Raw genomic sequence first — 18,901 nt, forward strand, 5'->3', positions numbered from 1 at the left:
GTCATGCCATCCGTTTCAGCTTGGGGTCGAGCGCGTCACGCAGCCCGTCGCCGAGCAGGTTGATCGCGAGCACCGAAATCAGGATCGACAGGCCGGGCATCGTCACGATCCACCACGCGTTGTCGATGTAGTCGCGTGCCGAGGCCAGCATCGCGCCCCACTCGGCGGTGGGCGGTTGCACGCCGAGGCCGAGGAAGCCGAGCGCGGCCGCGTCCAGGATCGCCGACGAGAAGCCGAGCGTCGCCTGCACGATCAGCGGCGCCGTACAGTTCGGAAGCACCTGCGAGAACATCAGGCGCAGCGTGCCGGCGCCGGCCACGCGCGACGCGGTCACGTATTCCTTCTGCAGCTCGCCGAGCGCCGACGCACGCGTGAGACGCACGTAGGCCGGCAGCGCGACGATCGCGATCGCGAACATCGTGTTGGTGAGGCCCGGGCCGATGATCGCGACGACCGCGACCGCGAGCAGCAGCGACGGCAGCGCGAGCAGCACGTCCATGATGCGCATCACCGGCGTGTCGGCCCACTTCTGGAAGAACGCGGCGACCAGCCCGAGCACGATGCCGGGGATCAGCGCGAGCACGACCGACACGAAGCCGATCCAGAACGACATCCGCGCGCCGAACATCAGCCGCGAAAGGATGTCGCGGCCCGCTTCGTCGGTGCCGAGGATGAATTGCCAGTTGCCGCCGGCGAGCCACGCGGGCGGAATCTTCACGTAGTCGCGGTATTGCTCGACCGGGCTGTGCGGCGCGATCAGCGGCGCGAGCAACGCGACTGCGATCAGCACGATCACGACGATGCCCGCGCCGACGGCGCCGCGGTTGCGCGAGAAGTTGGCCCAGAACTCGCGCAGCGCGAGCGCACGGCCGCCGGCCGGCGCGGATTCGGTCGGCAGGGTATTTTGCAGATTGCTCATGGGATTACCTCGTGTGGCGGATGCGCGGATTCAGCACGCCGTACAGCAGGTCGACGACCAGGTTCACGACGATCACGAGCGTCGCGATCAGCAGGATGCCGCCCTGGACGACCGGATAGTCGCGGCGGCCGATCGCATCGATCAGCCACTTGCCGACGCCGGGCCACGAAAAGAGCGTCTCGGTCAGCACCGCGCCAGCAAGCAGCGTGCCGATCTGCAGGCCGATCACCGTGACGACCGGGATCAGCGCATTGCGCAGCGCATGCACGACGACCACGCGCACGGGCGACAGCCCTTTCGCGCGGGCGGTGCGGATGTAGTCCTCGCGCAGCACCTCGAGCATCGACGAGCGCGTCATCCGCGCGATCACCGCGAGCGGGATCGTGCCGAGCACGATCGCGGGCAGGATCAGGTGGCTCACCGCCGACTTGAACGACCCTTCGTCCGGCGCGAGCAGCGCGTCGATCAGCATGAAGCCGGTCGGGTGCGGGAAATCGTATTCGACCGCGATGCGCCCCGACACGGGCGTCCAGCCGAGGGTCGACGAAAACACCATGATGAGGATCAGCCCCCACCAGAAGATCGGCATCGAGTAGCCGGTGAGCGCGGTGCCCATCACGCCGTGGTCGATGACCGAGCCGCGCCGCAGCGCGGCGATCACCCCGGCCGGCAGGCCGACCGCGAGCGCGAACACGAGCGCGCACAGCGACAGTTCGACGGTCGCCGGGAAGCGCGCGAAGAACTCGCCCGCGACGCTCGTGTTGGTGATGATCGACATGCCGAGGTCGCCATGCAGCGCCCGGCCGATGTAGTGCAGATACTGCAGCGGCAGCGGCTCGTCGAGCCCGAGGCGTTTCATCGCCTCCGCGTGCATCGCGGGATCGACGCCGCGCTCGCCCATCATCACTTCGATGGGGTCGCCCGGTATCAGGTGAATCAGCGCAAACGCCAGGATGGTGATGCCGATGAAAGTCGGGATCACCATCCCCACGCGGCGCAACACGAATCTGAGCATGATGCGTCTCGTATTTTCTTGTGGGAAATGTGCGACCGGCGACGAGGGGCTTTTGACCCCTCGTCGCCGGATGATTTCAAGCCGGTTTTCTCAATGACGACAGCTTACGCCAGCCGGGTTACTTCACGCTGACACCGTCGAAACGCGCATAGCCGAGCGGCTCGATACGCATGTCGACCACGTTCTTGCGCACCGGCTGGTAGACCGTCGAGTTCGCGATCGGCGAGAACGGCAGCTGTTGCGCGAAGATCTGCTGCGCCTGCGTGTAGAGCTTCGTGCGCGCGTCCTGGCCCGTCGTCGTGCGGCCCTTCTGCACCAGCTCGTCGAACGGCTTGTAGCACCAGTGCGAGAAGTTGTTGCCCTTGATCGCCTCGCAGCCGAGCAGCGTGCCGAGCCAGTTGTCGGGGTCGCCGTTGTCGCCCGTCCAGCCGATCAGCATCGTGTCCTGCTCGCCCGAGTGCGCGCGCTTGATGTACTCGCCCCACTCGTACGTGACGATCTTCGCCTTCACGCCGATCTTCGCCCAGTCGGCCTGGATCATCTCGGCCATCAGGCGGGCGTTCGGGTTGTACGCGCGCTGCACCGGCATCGCCCACAGCGTGATCTCGAACCCGTTCGGGAAGCCGGCCTTCGCGAGCAGCGCCTTCGCCTTCGCGGTGTCGTAGGTCGCCATCTTCAGGTTCTTGTCGTACGACCATTGGGTCGGCGGCATCGGTGCGGTCGCGGCCTGGCCGGCGCCCTGGTAGACCGACTCGAGAATCGCCTTCTTGTTGATCGCCATGTCGAGCGCCTGACGCACTTCGAGCTTGTCGACCGGCTTGTGCTCGACGTTGTACGCGAGGTAGCCGAGGTTGAAGCCGGCCTGCGACGGCATGTCGACGTTCGAATCGGCCTTCAGCGTCGCGATGTCGGCCGGACGCGGATAGCTCATCACCTGGCATTCGTTGCGCTTGATCTTCTGCACGCGCACGCCCGGGTCCGGCGTGATCGAGAAGATCAGCTTCGACAGCTTCACCGCACCCTTCTTCCAGTAATCAGGATTGCCATCGAAGCGGATCGTCGCGTCCTTCGTGTAGCTGCGGAAGATGAACGGGCCCGTGCCGACCGGCTTCTGGTTGATGTCGGCGGCCTTGCCGGCCTTCATCAGCTGGTCGCCGTATTCGGCCGACAGGATCGACGCGAATTCCATCGCCATGTTCTGGATGAACGGCGCGTTCGGCTCGGCCAGCGTGAACTTCACGGTGTACGGATCGACCTTCTCGATCTTCGTGATCAGCTTGTCGAGGCCCATGTCGGTGAAGTACGGGAACGACACCGGGTACGCCTTGCGGAACGCATTGTTCGGGTCGAGCATGCGCTCGAACGAGAACACGACGTCGTCCGCGTTGAATTCACGCGTCGGCTTGAAGAAGTCGGTCGTGTGGAACTTCACGCCGTGGCGCAGGTGGAACGTGTACACCTTGCCGTCGGACGACACGTCCCACTTCTCGGCGAGGCCGGGTTCGACCTTCGTGCCGCCGCGCTCGAATTCGACGAGGCGGTTGTAGACGGTGAACGTGGCGGCGGTGAAATCCACGCCGGTCGTAAATTGCGCGGAATCGAAACCCGCCGGGCTGCCTTCTGAGCAGTAGACGAGCGTTTTGTTCGGGATCTGTGCGAATGCAGAGCCCGCGACGCCGAGCGATGCCGCTGCCACGCCTGCCATGGCGGTAACACGCAGGGTGTGCAACAGACGGTTGTATTCCATGTTTCCTCCAGGTCTCCAGATCGGAACCGGCCCCGCCAGGGTCCGGCGTACGCGGATATTACTTGAGCTAGCGATCCTGCAACAAGCTGGAGAAAAAACTCTTCTATATGCCCGCCGGGTTTTTGCCGATTTTTAGTGTGGGTAAAAAATGCAACAACGCGCGCGAGCGACCATTCCGTTCATTTCGCGGCATGTTTCGTTCGACGACTAAACAATTCGGGCGCGAACACGAAGGGGCGGCGCACCGTTTGCCCGCGTTGCGCAGCACATCATTGCGTTTCGCGAAACGATCGATTCGATGACCGTCTTCACATCGTCATGTCGTCACGCCGGCGCATCGAGGTCGGCGTTGCGCGCGGGCACGAACGCGACCGCCACGATCGACAGCGCGATCCCCGCCATCACGTAGTAGGTCGGCGCGAGCGGCGTGCCGGTCACCTTGATCAGCCACGTGACGATGAACTGGCCGAAGCCGCCGAACAGCATCACCGCGACGTTGTACGCGATCGACAGCCCGGTCGAGCGCACGTTGGCCGGGAACAGCTCGGCGATCATCGCGCCGAACGGCCCGTAGTAGCCTGCCAGCGTCACCGACAGCACGGCCTGTACCGCGATCAGCCGCCCGATGCTCGGCGCGGCGTCGAGCCACGCGAACAGCGGATACATCAGCGCGAGCGTCAGCACCAGCGACCACAGCGACAGACCCTTGCGGCCGATGCGGTCCGACCACGCGCCCGCGACCGGCGACAGCACCATCAGCAGCAGGTTGCCGACGATCACCGCGTAGAACGATTCCGCATACGGCAGCTTCAGCTGCTTCACCGCGAAGGTCGGCAGATAGCTGATCAGCACGTAGATCGTCACGGTGAGCGCGATCACCGAGCCGAGCCCGCACAGCACCTCGCGCGGGTGGCGCGTGAACACTTCGCCGAGCGTCGCGCGGCGCGCGCTCTGCTGCGCATGCAGGAACGCTTCGGAATCGGCGAGATGGCGGCGGATGTAGAAGCCGATCGGGCCGATCACGAGCCCGAGGATGAACGGCACGCGCCAGCCCCAGCTGCGCAGCGCGTCGTGCGACAGCCCGCGCGTGACGGCCGCGCCGACGAGCGCGCCGATCAGCAGCGCGGCCGCCTGGCTCGCCATCTGCCAGCTGCCGTAGAAACCGCGTTTCGAGAACGGCGCCGCTTCGATCAGCAGCGCGGTCGAGCTGCCGAATTCGCCGCCCGCGGAGAAGCCCTGCAGCAGGCGGCCGAGCACGATCAGGATCGGGCCGCCGATGCCGATCGCCGCATAGGGCGGCGCGATCGCGAGCAGGAAGATGCCGGCCGTCATCAGCAGGATCACGAGCGACAGCGCGGCCTTGCGGCCCGCGCGGTCCGCGTACAGCCCGAACACGATGCCGCCGATCGGGCGCATGAAGAACGCGACGCCGAACGTCGCGGTGGTGAGCAGCAGCGACGAGTATTCGCTGGAGGTGGGGAAGAACAGCTCGGCGATCACGACCGTCATGAAGCCGAATACCGTGAAGTCGTACCACTCGAGCGCATTGCCGATCACGGCGGCCACCACCGCACGCCGGTTCAGCGCACGCTCGGGCCGGGTCGTTTTCGTTGAACTCGCAATCGTCGCCATGCGTGCCTCGTCCTCGTGAATTCGCCGTGTCGGGCGGTGCGGCGCGCGGGGTGCCGCGGCGCGCTGGTGTGCAGCGAGTGTAGAAAGCGACGGAACCGTTTTCAAGCAATAAAAAACGCCCGCCATCGAACGACGGCGAGCGTGTTGCGGTTTTCGCCACATTGCGGCATCGCACGATGCCGCACGGGCCTCAACCCATCTTCGAGAAAGCGCTGCACCAGCCCTTCGCCGACACCTGCTTGCCGGGGAACGCGCCGCACGGGCCCGAAGCCGAGCCCTTCTTGCCCTGGTACAGCATGCAGGCCGCGCAATCCTGGCCCGCCGCGTATTTCGGGTACTTCGTCTTGTCGACCTTCGTGGCATCGGCCTTGTAGCCGAGCGCCACCGCGGTCGGGTCCGTTTCCGGCAGCATCGGCGCATCGGCCAGCGCTTCGCGCGACAGCGCCAGCGCGGACACCGCACCAATGCTCGTGATCAGGAAACTCCGACGGGATGTTTTCATGGGGGACTCGCTCCAACGTTATCGGTTTGAAAGCCGTTCTAGGGTCTGTCTACCGATGGAACGCACATGCGAAGGTCCGAAATCGCTCGCAGGGCAAGGAGGGAGGAGCGCCGTTTGGCCGAGCCAAACAAGCGACGACCGACGCCGCCATGCGGGCGATTTCGGGCCTTCCCGTGAACACGCTACAAATTAGGGGTTGCCCCGAGAAGAGCCGCTCGCCACGTTGCGCACCTTGCGAATACGTCAGTATTCGCGGCGGCGCGCGCCTCGCGAGCGGCCCTTCTCGGGGCAACGCATGTGCGTTCCATCGGTAGACAGACCCTGGACGACCGTTCGACAGAATAACTCCCGAGCGAATAAATGTGCGCGCCGAAATGCCGGAGATAAGGGATTTCACACGGGTTACGGGCGCCCGGCACGCACGGCGGCGGGCCGTGCGTCAGGCGCGCGACACCATGTCGCCGACGCGCTGCGCGAGCGCGAGCGACGCGGTGAGCCCCGGCGACTCGATGCCGAACAGGTTCACGAGCCCGCGCACGCCATGCTGCGCGGCGCCCTGCACGATGAAGTCGGCCGGCGGCTCGCCGGGCCCCGCGAGCTTCGGCCGGATGCCCGCGTACGCCGGCTGCAGCGCATCGTCGGGCAAGCCCGGCCAGAACGCGCGGATCGACGTGTAGAACGCCCCCGCGCGCGCCGGATCGACTTCGTAGCGCAGCGAATCGCACCACTCGACGTCCGGCCCGAAGCGCGCCTGCCCGCCGAGATCGAACGTCAGGTGCACGCCGAGCCCCGCGCGCTCGGGCATCGGGTAGATCAGGTGCGAGAACGGCGCACGGCCCGACAGGCTGAAATAATTGCCGCGCGCGAGATAAAGCGGCGGCACCCAGCGCGGATCGAGGCCGCGGGTGCGGCGCGCAAGCGCCTGAGCGCCGAGCCCCGCGCTGTTGATCACGCACGCGGCGTCGATCTCGGTCGGCGCGGCGCCGCCGGTTCGCACGATGAAGCGCCCGCCGCCCAGCACGTCGATCGATTCGACCGGAGATTGCAGCGCGCACACGGCGCCGTCGCGTTCCGCGTCGCCGAGCAGCGCGAGCATCAGCTGGTGGCTGTCGACGATGCCGGTCGACGGCGAGAACAGCGCCTCAACGCATTCGAGCGCGGGCTCGAGCGTCTGCGCTTCGGCGCGCGTGAGCGGCAGCAGGTCGAGCACCCCGTTCTCGGCCGCGCGCGCGGCAATCGCCTTCAACTGCTTCAGCTGCGCGGCGCTCGTCGCGACCAGCAGCTTGCCCGTGCGCCGATGCGGCACGTGGTGCGTGTCGCAGAATTCGTACAGCAGGTCGCGCCCGCGCACGCACGACGTCGCTTTCAGCGACCCGCGCGGATAGTAGAGCCCCGCGTGAATCACCTCGCTGTTGCGCGAACTCGTGCCCGTGCCGATCGCGTCGGCCGCCTCGAGCACGATCGTTTCACGCCCGCGCGCGGCCAGTTCGCGCGCAATCGCCAAACCGACGACACCCGCGCCGATCACGACACAATCCGTCTGCTCCATGGCTTTTCGCGCTGCTCGCGCGTCGATGGGGGAGAGAAGAATTGTACGTCCCGGTTCGCCCGCTTGCCGAACGCGTGCGCATCGCGTCGCGGCGATACGGCCGGTGGTGCGGACAACGAGGCGGCCGCAAGCGCGACCAACGCCACGCGCGCACGCCGCGGCCGTGCGCGCGTGGCCGCGTCAGAAGCCGATCGGCCGGCGCTTCGCCGCGCCTTCGTCGGCGCGGATGTCGGCCGGCCCGATCGCGTCGCGGCCGTCGAGCCGGGCGGCGCCGAACGCGTGCAGCAGCGCGCGGCGCATCGTGCGCGGCGGCGTCGCGGCCAGCACGTCGAGCGCATCGTCGCCGAGCGTCTCGGGGAAGCGCCGCCCCCACGCATGCGACGTGCGGATCTCGTCGTAGATCGTCTGCGCGATGCGGCGCGCGCCGGCCGCATCGGGCGCCGCGATCTCGTACACGTTCATCCGGTTGAGCAGCGGCTCCGGAATCGCTTGCGCGTCGTTCGCGGTCGCGATCCAGATCACGTTGCCCGCGTCGATCGGCACTTCCGCGAATTCGTCGACGAACGCGCGCGCGGTGTCGTGCTCGAGCAACGCATACAGCGCGCCGAGCGGATCGTATTGCGCATCGCTGCCGGCCTTGTCGATCTCGTCGACCGCGATCACCGGGTTCGCGTAGCTGCCGTTCACGAGCGCGTCGAACACCTTGCCGGGCTTCGCGTTCTTCCACTGCGACGACGCGCCGGACAGGATCCAGCCGGCCGTCAGCGAACTCATCGGCACGTAGTGGTACGCGGTGCCGAGCAGTTGCGCGAGCGCCTTCGCGAAATGCGTCTTGCCGATCCCGGGCGGCCCGAGCAGCAGGATCGGCATCAGTTCGAGCCGGTCCTCCGTTTCGAGACACAGCGCGATCTGCTTGCGCACGTCGGCGAGCGGCTCGCCGAAATTCGGCAATGCTTCGCCGAGCGCGTCGAACGACGGCATCCGGGTCGGCTTCACGCAGAAGCGCAGATTCCCCGTCTTGAGCATCTTCTCGTAGGTCGAGCGCAGCGCATCGCTTGCGCTCTCGTTCAGGTCGCCCAGCGCCGTCTCGACCTGCTCGAGGTCGTACACCGTGCTGAAGGACGCCACCGCCAGTTCTTGCTTCACCATCGCCGTCGTCATACCCACCTCGCTCCACTTGCCGTCACACACTCATCAGACCCTTACGATTTCAGTGTAGCGATCCCGTATCGCCGTGCAAGCAAGCAGCCGGGCGGGTCTGCTGCTAACAGCGCGCGCACGCTGCACGGCCGCGCGCCGCGGCGTATGATCGAAAGTTCACGATGCTCGCGCGGGGCTTCCCGATCGCGCCCGCGCGCCGCGCACACGCTGCTGTCCCGCACTTCGCCTGACGCCTCCCGAAGGGTTGCCGATGTCCGTCCCCGCTGCTTCCCCGCGCGTCGACTCCGACGCGGTCCGTTCCGTCGATGCCGTCGACGCCGCGCTCAAGTCACGCCATTCAGTCCGGGCGTTCCTGCCGACGCCCGTGCCGCGCGCCACGATCGAGGCGATCCTCGAAGCCGCGAGCCGCGCGCCGTCGGGCACCAACATCCAGCCGTGGCGCGTGTACGTCGCCACGGGCGCCACGCGCGACGCGCTCGCCGCCGCGCTCACCGCGGCCTACGACGATCCCGCGCGCGACGAGAAATACGTCGCCGAATACGACTACTACCCGCGCGAATGGGTGTCGCCGTATGTCGACCGGCGTCGCAAGGTCGGCTGGGACCTGTACGGCCTGTTGAACATCGGCCGCGACGAGAAGGCGCGCATGCATGCACAGCACGCGCGCAATTTCCGTTTCTTCGATGCGCCGGTCGCATTGTTCTTCACGCTCGACCGCGTGATGACGTTAGGGGCCTGGCTCGACTGCGGGATGTTCCTGCAAGGCGTGATGACGGCCGCGCGCGCCCGCGGCCTCGACACCTGCCCGCAGGCCGCGTTCGTGCCGTTTCACCGGATCGTCGCCGAACACCTCGACATTCCGGCCAACGAGCAGCTCGTCTGCGGCATGTCGCTCGGCCATGCGGACCCCGACGCGATCGAGAACCGCCTCGTCACCGAGCGCGCCAGCGTCGCCGAGTTCACGCGCTTTTTCGCTTGAAAACGCATGACGCGGCCTTACCTGTCGAGCAGGACCGCATCGTGCTGCGAACCTGTCGCGGCGCGTCCTGTCACATCACGACCGAAATCGATCGGGCGTAAGATGTGCGTCCGTTCCCCGCTATCCCGCGTTTCCGGAGACGTTTCATGCTGAAACACGGCCTGGCCGTCCTGCTTGCGAGCGTCGTGCTCGCCGCCCATGCGCAGAGCCCCGCGCCGGCCGTCGTCGCATGGGAAATCCAGGTGGTGCGCGACGGTCAGACGATCGACACGTTCCAGCAAAACACCACCGTGGGCCAGTCCCGCACCGATACCCATCGCTATCCGTCGTCCGTACCGGTGGGCTGCGGCAATGCCGCGCGCGTCGTGCCGACCGAGCGCTCGCGCTCGGTGACGGTCGCCCCGCTCGCCGTCGACGCCAACGCGAACACCGTGTCGCTCGGGCTCGACGTGCAGGAAACGCTCGACGACGAAAACGCGACGCGCAGCGATCCGTGCGTGCCCGCGTCGCCGCGGCAGATCGTCGCGAGCCACCCCGGCCTGGCGGTCGGCGGCGACGCCTGGACCGACTGGACGCTCGTCGAGCAGCATCCGCATCTCGTGTACCGCGTGCGCGCGCACGTCGCGAAGGACTGAGCGTCATGTCCGCCGACGCCCTGTCCCTGCCGTTCGCCGAGCCGCACGCCGCGCCCGACGAAATCACCGCGGTCAGCTGGAACCTGCACAAGGGCCGCTCGCCGCTCGGCTTCACCGCCTGGAACGCGATGCGCGACTGGATGCAGTCGACCCACGCGGACGTGTATTTCCTGCAGGAAGCGATGGCGCGCCGCATGCCGCGCCCGATGCTCGCCCCGGGCTTCGGCGCGCCGATGGACGATACGGTCGACGACGTGTGGCATTGCCAGGCCACCGAGATCGCGCAGGCGCTCGACTGGCAGATCGCGCTCGGGCCGAACGTGTTCAAGCCGTCGTGGCGGCACGGCAACGCGATCCTGTCGCCGCATCCGCTCGACCTCGGCGGCCGTTGGGACATCTCCGCGCACCGCTTCGAGCGGCGCGGGCTGCTGGTCGCGCGTGCGACGCTCGCGGGCGCACGCCCGGTCACGCTGCTGTGCGCGCACCTCGCGCTCACGCGCGCCGCTCGCCTGCGCCAGATGCACTGGATCGCGCACTGGATCGTCCGCAATGCGGGCGACGGCCCGCTGATGCTCGCCGGCGACTTCAACGACTGGCGCAACGACTCGGTCGCGCTGTTCGGCGAGATCGGGCTGTCCGAGGTCGCGACGCTGCTCGGCGAGTCGGGCCGCACGTTCCCCGCGTTCTCGCCGGCGCTCGCGCTCGACAAGATGTTCGTGCGCGGGCTGACGCCGCTCGAGTGGCGCGCGCCGTCCGGCGAAGCCGCGTGGCTGTCGGACCACCTGCCGTACATCGCACGCCTGCGCCTCGATCCGCAGTAACGCCGCCGGCCGGCGCCGCCGCCGGTCACGCCGCCGCTGAAACGCGTCGGCGTCGGCGCGACAACGCGCGGACAATCACCGAAAGCTCTCTGAAAGAATACGTTGCGCCAAATCCGCGCAGCCGCCCGGGTCAAGCCCGCATCTGCCCCAAGCAGGGTAAAATAACGAGTTACTCAAACGTCTGTCATCGAGAGGGCGCGTGTCCGACGCGCCGGCCGGCCGATCCGCGATCGGGCCGTCGCACTCGGTTTTTTGCCCGTTTTTGGGCCCGTTACACGCGTCCGCTACGCGCGTCCGTTTTCAAAGCCATGAGCAAATACGACACCGCCACCGTCCAATCCGTCCATCACTGGACCGACACGCTTTTCAGCTTCACCTGCACCCGCGAGGCGAGCCTGCGCTTCAACAACGGCGAATTCACGATGGTCGGCCTCGAAGTCGACGGCAAGCCGCTCGCGCGCGCCTACTCGATCGTCAGCCCGAACTACGAAGAGCATCTCGAATTCTTCAGCATCAAGGTGCAGGACGGCCCGCTGACGTCGCGCCTGCAGCACCTGAAGGTGGGCGACACGGTGCTGATCGGCAAGAAGCCGACGGGCACGCTGATCGCCGACAACCTGCTGCCGGGCAAGACGCTGTGGATGCTGTCGACGGGCACGGGCCTCGCGCCGTTCATGTCGATCATCCGCGATCCGGACATCTACGACCGCTTCGACAAGGTGATCCTGACCCACACGTGCCGCCTGAAGGGCGAGCTCGCGTACATGGACTACATCAAGCACGACCTGCCGGGCCACGAGTACCTGGGCGACATCATCAAGGAAAAGCTCGTCTACTACCCGACGGTCACGCGCGAAGCGTTCGACAACGAAGGCCGGATCACCGACCTGATCGCGACGGGCAAGCTGTTCACGGATCTCGGCGTGCCGGCGTTCTCGCCGGAAAACGACCGCGTGATGCTGTGCGGCAGCACCGCGATGCTGAAGGACACGACCGAACTGCTGAAGCAGGCCGGCCTCGTCGAAGGCAAGAACAGCGCGCCGGGCCACTACGTGATCGAGCGCGCGTTCGTGGACTGATCCGCCCCCGAATTTGTGCCGCATCAAGAACCGGAGCAAAAGCTCCGGTTTTTTTTCGTCCGGACTTGGCGAATTCGTAACAAACTGGGACCATTCCATCTCAAATAGTTACATTTGGATACGTCGTCGCCCGGCGCTCGGGTGTCAGTGTTTTTCCTACAACACCTTCATTCCGATTATTCACATTTACCCTTAAATGTCCGTCCGACATGACCTTTTCAGAAATTTTGAGATATTATTCGGCCCGCGTGGTTGCCGTTCGGATGACAGTGGAAGGGTCGGATGAAAGTGTTACAAGACGTAACTTTTGTTACCTCGGCATGGAGCGATTCTCTGGCGGCGACCGTCATCGAAACGGCAGCCGGTCCACGCAGCCAGCCGGTGTCTGAACCGCTTTCTGACAGCAGGGAGAGTCATGGATACGTCGCTTAACGCGCCCTTGGGCGCCCACGCCCCGTTCCCGTCGCGGCAGCGCATGCCTGGCTGCGCTGCTACTCCGCCCATGGCCGACGCCGCGTCGAAACGCGACGCGTCCGCCGCGCGGATCGCGGCACTTTCCGCCCAGCTTCTCGCCGCCGACGAAGCGGCCCGCCGCCATCTGGCCGGCGAGCTGCACGACGGGCTCGGCGCCGAACTGACCGCTGCCCGATTCGCGCTCGCAAACGTTCAAACGTGGCTGCCGGCCGATGCGCCGGAAGGCTGCCTGCGCGCGCTGGCGCTGGCGCAGCAGGCGCTCGACGCCGCGACCGACGCGAATCGCCGGCTCATCGACGAGCGCGACACGCCGGCGCTCGACGCGGGCGTGGTCGGCGCGCTGTCGTCGTGGATCGACACGCATGCGGCCCGCACCGGCCTGCGCACGAGCTTCGTGTGCGCGGCCGACGCCCGCCTGACGCAGCTCGCCGGCGCCAGTGCGCTCGCGGTGTTCCGCGTCGCGCAGGAAGCGCTGTCGAACGTCGCGAAGCACGCCCGCGCGACGTCGGTCGACGTGCGGATCGTCACCGACGGCACGCACCTGTCGCTGAGCGTTACCGACGATGGGACCGGTTTCGCGCGCAATCGCCGCAGCGGCTACGGCCTCGCCGGCATGCGCGCGCGCTGCGAGGCGTTCGGCGGCAGCTTCGAGACGGCCACGCCGGCAACCGGCCGCGGCACGCGCGTCACCGCGCGCTTCGCGTGGGCTTCGCTGCTGGCGGCGCCCGTCGCGGCACGCCGCACGTCGCTTTCGTGAGGTCGCGATGAGCCTGAACATCCTGCTCGTGGACGATCACGCGATCGTCCGGCAAGGGATCCGCCAGTTGCTGATCGACCGCGGCGTCGCCCGCGACGTGACCGAGGCCGAGAACGGCGGCGATGCGATGGCCGCCGTCGACAAGCAGGAATTCGACGTGATCCTGCTCGACATCTCGCTGCCCGACACGAACGGCATCGAGGTGCTCAAGCGCCTCAAGCGCAAGCTGACGCGCACGCCGGTGCTGATGTTCTCGATGTATCGCGAGGATCAGTACGCGGTGCGCGCGCTGAAGGCCGGCGCGGCCGGCTACCTGTCGAAGACGGTCAACGCCGCGCAGATGATCGGCGCGATCCAGCAGGTCGCGGCCGGCCGCAAGTACGTGAGCCCCGCGATGGCCGAGGCGCTCGCCGAATACGTGTCGTTCGAGAACGAACCGCTGCCGCACGAGAAGCTGTCCGATCGCGAATACCAGACGCTCTGCATGCTCGCGTCGGGCAAGCGGCTCACCGACATCGCGAACACGCTGTCGCTGTCGGTGAAGACGGTGAGCGTGTACCGCTCGCGGCTGCTGGAGAAGATGCGGCTGTCGAACAACGCGGAACTGACGTTCTACGTGATGAGCAACCGGCTCGTCGACATGGCGCCCACGGCCGGCGCCTGATTCCGGCCGAATCGAACTCGTCCGATCCTGCGCGCGGCGCCCGCCGCGCCGCGCTCGGCCGTGCCCGTTTCGCGCCCGGTCTGCTCCCGTTTCGCGCGCAAGCGCTTGTTTTATCGGCCGATTTCACCGCACGTCGCTGCGCCACCGCGGGACTTGCACGCCAAATCAGCTAAAATTATCGGTTTTCACTCAGTCGGCGCGCCGTGCCTGCGCGTGCCGGCGATCCATCCGCAATGTCTCTCTTCCGCAAGAAAAACGTCGATCGCATGATCGCCGGCGCGCAAGCCGCCGGGCTCAAGAAAGCGCTCGGCGCGATCGACCTCACCTTCCTCGGCATCGGCGCGATCATCGGCACCGGCATCTTCGTGCTGACCGGCACCGGCGCCGTCCAGGCCGGCCCCGCGCTGATGCTGTCGTTCGTGATCGCCGCGATCGCGTGCGGCCTGGCCGCGCTGTCGTACGCGGAGTTCGCGTCGTCGATCCCCGTCGCCGGCTCGATCTACACGTATTCGTACGCGACGCTCGGCGAGCTGGTCGCGTGGATCATCGGCTGGGACCTGATGCTCGAGTACGGCCTCGCATCGTCGGCCGTGTCGGTCGGCTGGTCGGGCTACCTGCAGTCGCTGCTGCAGGGCTTCGGGCTCACGCTGCCGACCGTGCTGACGGCCGCGCCCGGCGCGGTGCCCGGCGTCACCACGTGGTTCAACCTGCCCGCGTTCCTCGTGATGATCGTAATCACGACGCTGCTGTCGATCGGCATCCGCGAATCGACCCGCATCAACAACATCATGGTGTTCATCAAGGTGTCGGTCGTGCTGCTGGTGATCGCGGTCGGCCTGTTCCACGTGACGCCCGCGAACTGGAAGCCGTTCATGCCGCACGGCTGGAACGGCGTGTTCGGCGCGGCCGCCGTGATGTTCTTCGCGTTCATCGGCTTCGATGCGGTGTCGTCGGCGGCCGAGGAAGTGAAGAATCCGAAGCGCGATCTGCCGATCGGCATCATCGCGTCGCTCGCGGTATGCGCGGTGCTGTACGTGACGGTCGCCGCGGTCGCCACCGGCATCGTGCCGTCGGCCCAGTACGCGAACATCTCGCACCCGATCTCGTACGCGCTGCAGGTCGCCGGCGAGAAGTGGGTCGCGGGCTTCATCGATCTCGGCGCGGTGCTCGGCATGCTGACCGTGATCCTCGTGATGAGCTACGGCCAGACGCGCGTGATCTTCGCGATGTCGCGCGACGGGCTGCTGCCGGCCGCGCTGTCGCGCGTGCATCCGCGTTATGCGACGCCGTTCCTGACCACCTGGCTGGTCGGCCTGTTCTTCGGGCTGATCGCCGCGCTCGTGCCGCTCAACGTGCTCGCCGAACTGATCAACATCGGCACGCTCGCGGCGTTCTCGATGGTGTCGATCGCCGTGCTCGTGCTGCGCCGCACCCATCCCGAGCTGCCGCGCGCGTTCCGCTGCCCGGGCGTGCCCGTGGTGCCGATCCTCGCGGTCGCGGCGTGCCTGTTCCTGATGCTGAACCTGCAGCCCGTCACGTGGGCCGCGTTCGGCATCTGGCTCGTGATCGGCCTCGTGATCTACTTCCTGTACTCGCGGCACCACTCGAAGCTCGCGCACGGCCACTCCGACACGCATTGAGCGCCGCCATGGCGCGCCTTCGCCGCGTGCCATGACGAACCCCACGCGGAGCCGGCCCCGGCTCCGCACGCCCCCTCTCCCGCCCCCCGCCGCCGCGCGATCAGTGTCCGATCGTCGCGATCTCTTGCCCGATCGTCCAGATTCGCCCTCACCCGCTGCGCGCCGCCTGCACGCGCGCGCCGGGCGGTTCATAATCCCGCCATCGAACGACGGCGCCGCGCGGCGGGCCGTCCGGCAACAGGAAAAAACGATGGAAAGCGTCGATCTCGATGTACTGAAATCCAGCGCGCGCTGGCTCGAAGAAGGGCGCCGCGTGCTGCTCGTGACGGTCGTGAAGACGTGGGGCTCGTCGCCGCGCCCCGAAGGCGCGATGCTCGCGGTGCGCGAGGACGGCCTGGTGGTCGGCTCCGTGTCCGGCGGATGCATCGAGGACGACCTGATCGCCCGCGTGCATGCGAGCGGCATCGCGGCCGATGCACGCCCGGAAGCGCTCAAGTACGGCGTGACGGCCGAGGAAGCGCACCGCTTCGGGCTGCCGTGCGGCGGCACGATCCAGCTGGTGCTCGAGCCGCTCACGCGTGACAGCGGGATCGCAGCGCTATGCGCGGAAGTCGAGGCGGGCCGCCTCGTCACGCGCACGATGACGCTCGCGACCGGCCGCGCATCGCTGTCGCCCGCGCAGGCGACCGACGGGCTCGCGTTCGACGGCGAACGGCTCGTGACGATCCACGGGCCGCGCTACCGGATGCTCGTGATCGGCGCCGGCCAGTTATCGCGCTATCTGTGCCAGATCGCGGTCGGGCTCGACTACCAGGTGACGGTATGCGATCCGCGCGAGGAATACACGGATGCGTGGGACGTGCCGGGCACGCGGGTCGTCCGCACGATGCCCGACGATACGGTGCTCGACATGAGGCTCGATGCGCGTTCGGCCGTGATCGCGCTCACGCACGACCCGAAGCTCGACGATCTCGCGCTGATGGAGGCGCTGAAGACGCCCGCGTTCTACGTGGGCGCGCTCGGCTCGCGGCGCAACAACGCCGCGCGGCGCGAGCGGCTGCGCGAATTCGATCTGAACGAAGTGGAACTGGCCCGGCTGCACGGGCCGGCCGGCATCTACATCGGGAGCCGGACGCCGCCGGAAATCGCGATCTCGATCCTCGCGGAGATCACCGCCGCGAAGAACAACGTGTCGCTGCCGACGATCCTGCAGGTCGAAGGCGCGAAGGCCGCGCGCGAAATCGCGGCGAACAGCGGCGCGGCCTGCGGGCTCTGACCCGCGCCGGCGGGCGGCCATGCTCGCCGGACGCCGGACGCTACCCGGCGCGAAAGTCGGTCAGGTCAGGCCGGCAGCGAGCGCCGCGGCAACCGAACCGACCACCAGCACGACGCCGACCGTGCGGCGCTTGTTCAGCTCGGTCCACAGCAGCACGCCCGTCAGCGACAGCAGGATCAGCGAACCCGCGATCGTATCCATCAGCAGCACCCAGCCGAGATTCATCCCGACGCCGCGATGCAGGTTGTTCAGCGTCGTCAGGAACGTGTTGCCGGTGCGCTTCACCGACACGTAGCCGTTGCCGACCCAGTATTCGGCCTGCAGGTTCTGGTGCGGCCCGAACACGCCGAATTGCCAGTGCTCGGGCTGCATCACGCGCTTGTCGCCCCACGCGACGGCCTGCGCGGGCTCCTTGCGCATGCGGCCCGGCTTGCCGTCGAAATGCAGTTCCTGCTGCAGCCACTTCGTCATCGCGGCGGGCGTTTTCGGCACCGGGTCCGGCAGCGCGATCTGCAGCTCCTCGACCTGCGGCTCGCCGGTCGAAATCTTCAGCGGCGGCGCGCGGTGGTTCAGCAGCACGCCGGTCACGCCGAACAGCAGCCCGAGTACCGCGCCCCACAGCCCGACCCAGCCGTGCACCTTGCGCAGCCACTTGATGAAGGTCGCGCGGCGCGAGCGCTGGCGGCGCGCGGCCAGTTCGTCGTCGTTCAGCGGGCGGCCCGCCGGGTGCAGCACGGTGACGCCGGCGCGCGGCATGCCCGTCTTGGGCGGGTCGATCGTTTCGGGCGCGTTCACGCGAAAGTATCCATTCGTTCAAAACAACGGGCGGCGCGCAGGAGTGCGCACCGCCCGGTCAGCATGAAAATGAGAATGGATATCATTACATAAATCGAAAGCCGGCTCAATCCGTATGCATACGGAGCGGCAGGTTGGGCGTGCGCGCGAATCAGGGAGAAAGGCACACGTTGCGAGGCGATGACGCTCGATGAGCGGCACATGCCGGCAAAGCGGTCACGCAAGCCCGGACAGCATTTCGTAAGCAGGCGCCCGACGGCAGGCCGTTCAGCGCAACGGCGGCAACGGAAAACGCGGCGCGGCGTCGTCCGGCGCGGGTTCGGTGCGGTCGAGCGCGTACAGCCACGCGAGCAGGTCCGCGACCGCCTGATAGAGCTGCGGCGGAATCCGGTCGTCGAGATCGACCTGCATCAGCAGCGACACCATCTCCGGCGCCGTGTGCACGTACAGCCCGGCATCGTGCGCACGCGCGACGATCATCTCGGCGAGCACGCCGTAGCCCTTCGCGACCACGCGCGGCGCCGCATCGCCGCCTTTCGGGTCGTAGACGAGGGCGGCCGCGCGCTTGCGGGACGTCATGCTCATGGGAGCGCCTCGTCATCCTCGCCCGGCACCCGCGCCTCGGGGCCGCCCGCCGCGCCGCGCGCATACGCGGCCGCGGCGGCCTGGGCGGCGAACAGGTCGAAGCCGTCCGGCCCGTCGTCGACCGCGCGGATCGACAGCCCGCCCACCTTGAGCCCCGAGCCTTCGAGCCGCTGCCGCAGCGCGGCTTCGTGGCGCGTCAGACGGTCGGCGCCCGTCGGGTTCGCGCGCAGCCGCGCGACGAGCTGCGCGCCGTTCAGCACCAGCTCGGCATCGACCGTGCCGAGCGACGGCAGCGTCAGCGTCAGGCGCGTGCGCCACGCGATGCCGTCGCCCGCGTCGTCGCCACCGCCGCCGCGCGGCGCACGGTGGCCCGGCTCGTCGGGTTCGATCGTCCAGTCGAGCCGCGCGCCGGGCCATGCCTCGCCGGTCCAGCGAAACTGGTCCGTCGCGAGCGCATCGAGCTGCTGCCGCACGAGCGGCACCGCGGCCGGGTGGACGGTCGCGAGCGGTTGCGGCTGCGGATCGGACGATGCGGCGGCCAGTTCGGCACGCGCAGGCGTCCAGCGCGTATCGGCGGGCGTAGCCAGTGGATCGGACGGATCGGGCGGCAACGACGCGCCCGGTCGGCCGCCGCGGGCGGCCTGCGCAGGGTCGCGCGCAGGCGCGCCGCC

General features: G+C 67.8%; 18 protein-coding genes. 8 read left to right on the forward strand and 10 right to left on the reverse strand.

The genetic code is table 11. The features are described 5' to 3' along the window. Position 1 precedes the first annotated feature (1 nt). The 7 genes from JMF86_RS15210 to JMF86_RS15240 all read right to left on the reverse strand — a co-directional run bounded on the left by JMF86_RS15210 (position 2) and on the right by JMF86_RS15240 (position 8,525). Positions 2–919, reverse strand: a complete 918-nt coding sequence (locus tag JMF86_RS15210) for an ABC transporter permease subunit (RefSeq protein WP_006489141.1) — start codon at positions 917–919, stop codon at positions 2–4. 4 nt (positions 920–923) lie between these two features. After that, a complete protein-coding gene (locus JMF86_RS15215) occupies positions 924–1,934 on the reverse strand; it encodes an ABC transporter permease subunit (RefSeq protein ID WP_011546430.1) in 1,011 nt (336 codons plus the stop codon). Between the two features lie 118 nt (positions 1,935–2,052). Further along, positions 2,053–3,681, reverse strand: coding sequence for an ABC transporter substrate-binding protein (locus tag JMF86_RS15220; protein ID WP_054928152.1), 1,629 nt, complete (start codon positions 3,679–3,681; stop codon positions 2,053–2,055). A 324-nt stretch (positions 3,682–4,005) separates the two neighbouring features. After that, complete coding sequence (locus tag JMF86_RS15225) at positions 4,006–5,313, reverse strand: MFS transporter (protein WP_011546431.1); 1,308 nt, start codon at positions 5,311–5,313, stop codon at positions 4,006–4,008. Between the two features lie 190 nt (positions 5,314–5,503). After that, positions 5,504–5,815, reverse strand: a complete 312-nt coding sequence (locus JMF86_RS15230) for a high-potential iron-sulfur protein (protein WP_006477538.1) — start codon at positions 5,813–5,815, stop codon at positions 5,504–5,506. Positions 5,816–6,254: 439 nt separating this feature from the next. After that, positions 6,255–7,364: an NAD(P)/FAD-dependent oxidoreductase gene (locus JMF86_RS15235; protein WP_006477537.1), complete on the reverse strand. Its 1,110-nt coding sequence runs from the start codon at positions 7,362–7,364 to the stop codon at positions 6,255–6,257. A gap of 180 nt (positions 7,365–7,544) precedes the next feature. Then, positions 7,545–8,525, reverse strand: coding sequence for an AAA family ATPase (locus JMF86_RS15240; RefSeq protein WP_006477536.1), 981 nt, complete (start codon positions 8,523–8,525; stop codon positions 7,545–7,547). Positions 8,526–8,775: 250 nt separating this feature from the next. Between JMF86_RS15240 and JMF86_RS15245 the strand changes: the two genes are divergently transcribed. The 8 genes from JMF86_RS15245 (at position 8,776) to JMF86_RS15280 (ending at position 16,850) form a co-directional block, all read left to right on the forward strand. After that, entirely contained in the window at positions 8,776–9,504 is a 729-nt protein-coding gene (locus JMF86_RS15245) for a nitroreductase (protein ID WP_034174348.1), read from the forward strand. 146 nt (positions 9,505–9,650) lie between these two features. Then, positions 9,651–10,139 (forward strand): hypothetical protein, encoded by a 489-nt coding sequence (locus JMF86_RS15250; protein WP_011546435.1) that lies wholly within the window; start codon positions 9,651–9,653, stop codon positions 10,137–10,139. A 5-nt stretch (positions 10,140–10,144) separates the two neighbouring features. Then, positions 10,145–10,960, forward strand: coding sequence for an endonuclease/exonuclease/phosphatase family protein (locus tag JMF86_RS15255; RefSeq protein ID WP_006477533.1), 816 nt, complete (start codon positions 10,145–10,147; stop codon positions 10,958–10,960). A 308-nt stretch (positions 10,961–11,268) separates the two neighbouring features. Further along, positions 11,269–12,039, forward strand: coding sequence for a ferredoxin--NADP reductase (locus JMF86_RS15260; RefSeq protein ID WP_006477532.1), 771 nt, complete (start codon positions 11,269–11,271; stop codon positions 12,037–12,039). 415 nt (positions 12,040–12,454) lie between these two features. Next, positions 12,455–13,270 carry a quorum system sensor histidine kinase RqpS gene (gene rqpS, locus JMF86_RS15265; protein WP_011694433.1) on the forward strand — a complete coding sequence of 272 codons (816 nt, stop codon included), beginning with the start codon at positions 12,455–12,457 and terminating at the stop codon, positions 13,268–13,270. A gap of 7 nt (positions 13,271–13,277) precedes the next feature. Continuing rightward, on the forward strand, positions 13,278–13,934 hold the full coding sequence (gene rqpR / locus JMF86_RS15270) for a response regulator transcription factor RqpR (protein WP_006477530.1): 657 nt from the start codon (positions 13,278–13,280) through the stop codon (positions 13,932–13,934). A 233-nt stretch (positions 13,935–14,167) separates the two neighbouring features. Next, positions 14,168–15,574 carry an amino acid permease gene (locus JMF86_RS15275; RefSeq protein ID WP_011546437.1) on the forward strand — a complete coding sequence of 469 codons (1,407 nt, stop codon included), beginning with the start codon at positions 14,168–14,170 and terminating at the stop codon, positions 15,572–15,574. Between the two features lie 250 nt (positions 15,575–15,824). Beyond that, entirely contained in the window at positions 15,825–16,850 is a 1,026-nt protein-coding gene (locus JMF86_RS15280; protein ID WP_011546438.1) for an XdhC family protein, read from the forward strand. A gap of 60 nt (positions 16,851–16,910) precedes the next feature. Here JMF86_RS15280 and JMF86_RS15285 read toward each other — a convergent pair whose 3' ends face one another. From JMF86_RS15285 to JMF86_RS15295, 3 genes are all read right to left on the reverse strand, one after another. Then, the gene (locus JMF86_RS15285) at positions 16,911–17,645 is read right to left on the reverse strand and encodes a PepSY-associated TM helix domain-containing protein (RefSeq protein ID WP_006477527.1); all 735 of its coding nucleotides are present in this window, start codon (positions 17,643–17,645) and stop codon (positions 16,911–16,913) included. A 267-nt stretch (positions 17,646–17,912) separates the two neighbouring features. Beyond that, positions 17,913–18,230, reverse strand: coding sequence for an EscU/YscU/HrcU family type III secretion system export apparatus switch protein (locus JMF86_RS15290; RefSeq protein WP_006477526.1), 318 nt, complete (start codon positions 18,228–18,230; stop codon positions 17,913–17,915). Next, positions 18,227–18,901 (reverse strand): flagellar hook-length control protein FliK (locus tag JMF86_RS15295; protein ID WP_201317038.1); only part of this gene is annotated, 675 nt, incomplete at its 5' end. The genes JMF86_RS15290 and JMF86_RS15295, both read right to left, overlap by 4 nt.

The sequence above is a fragment of the Burkholderia sp. E168m15 genome, from assembly GCF_016586105.1.
Classification (GTDB): Bacteria; Pseudomonadota; Gammaproteobacteria; order Burkholderiales; family Burkholderiaceae; genus Burkholderia; species Burkholderia orbicola.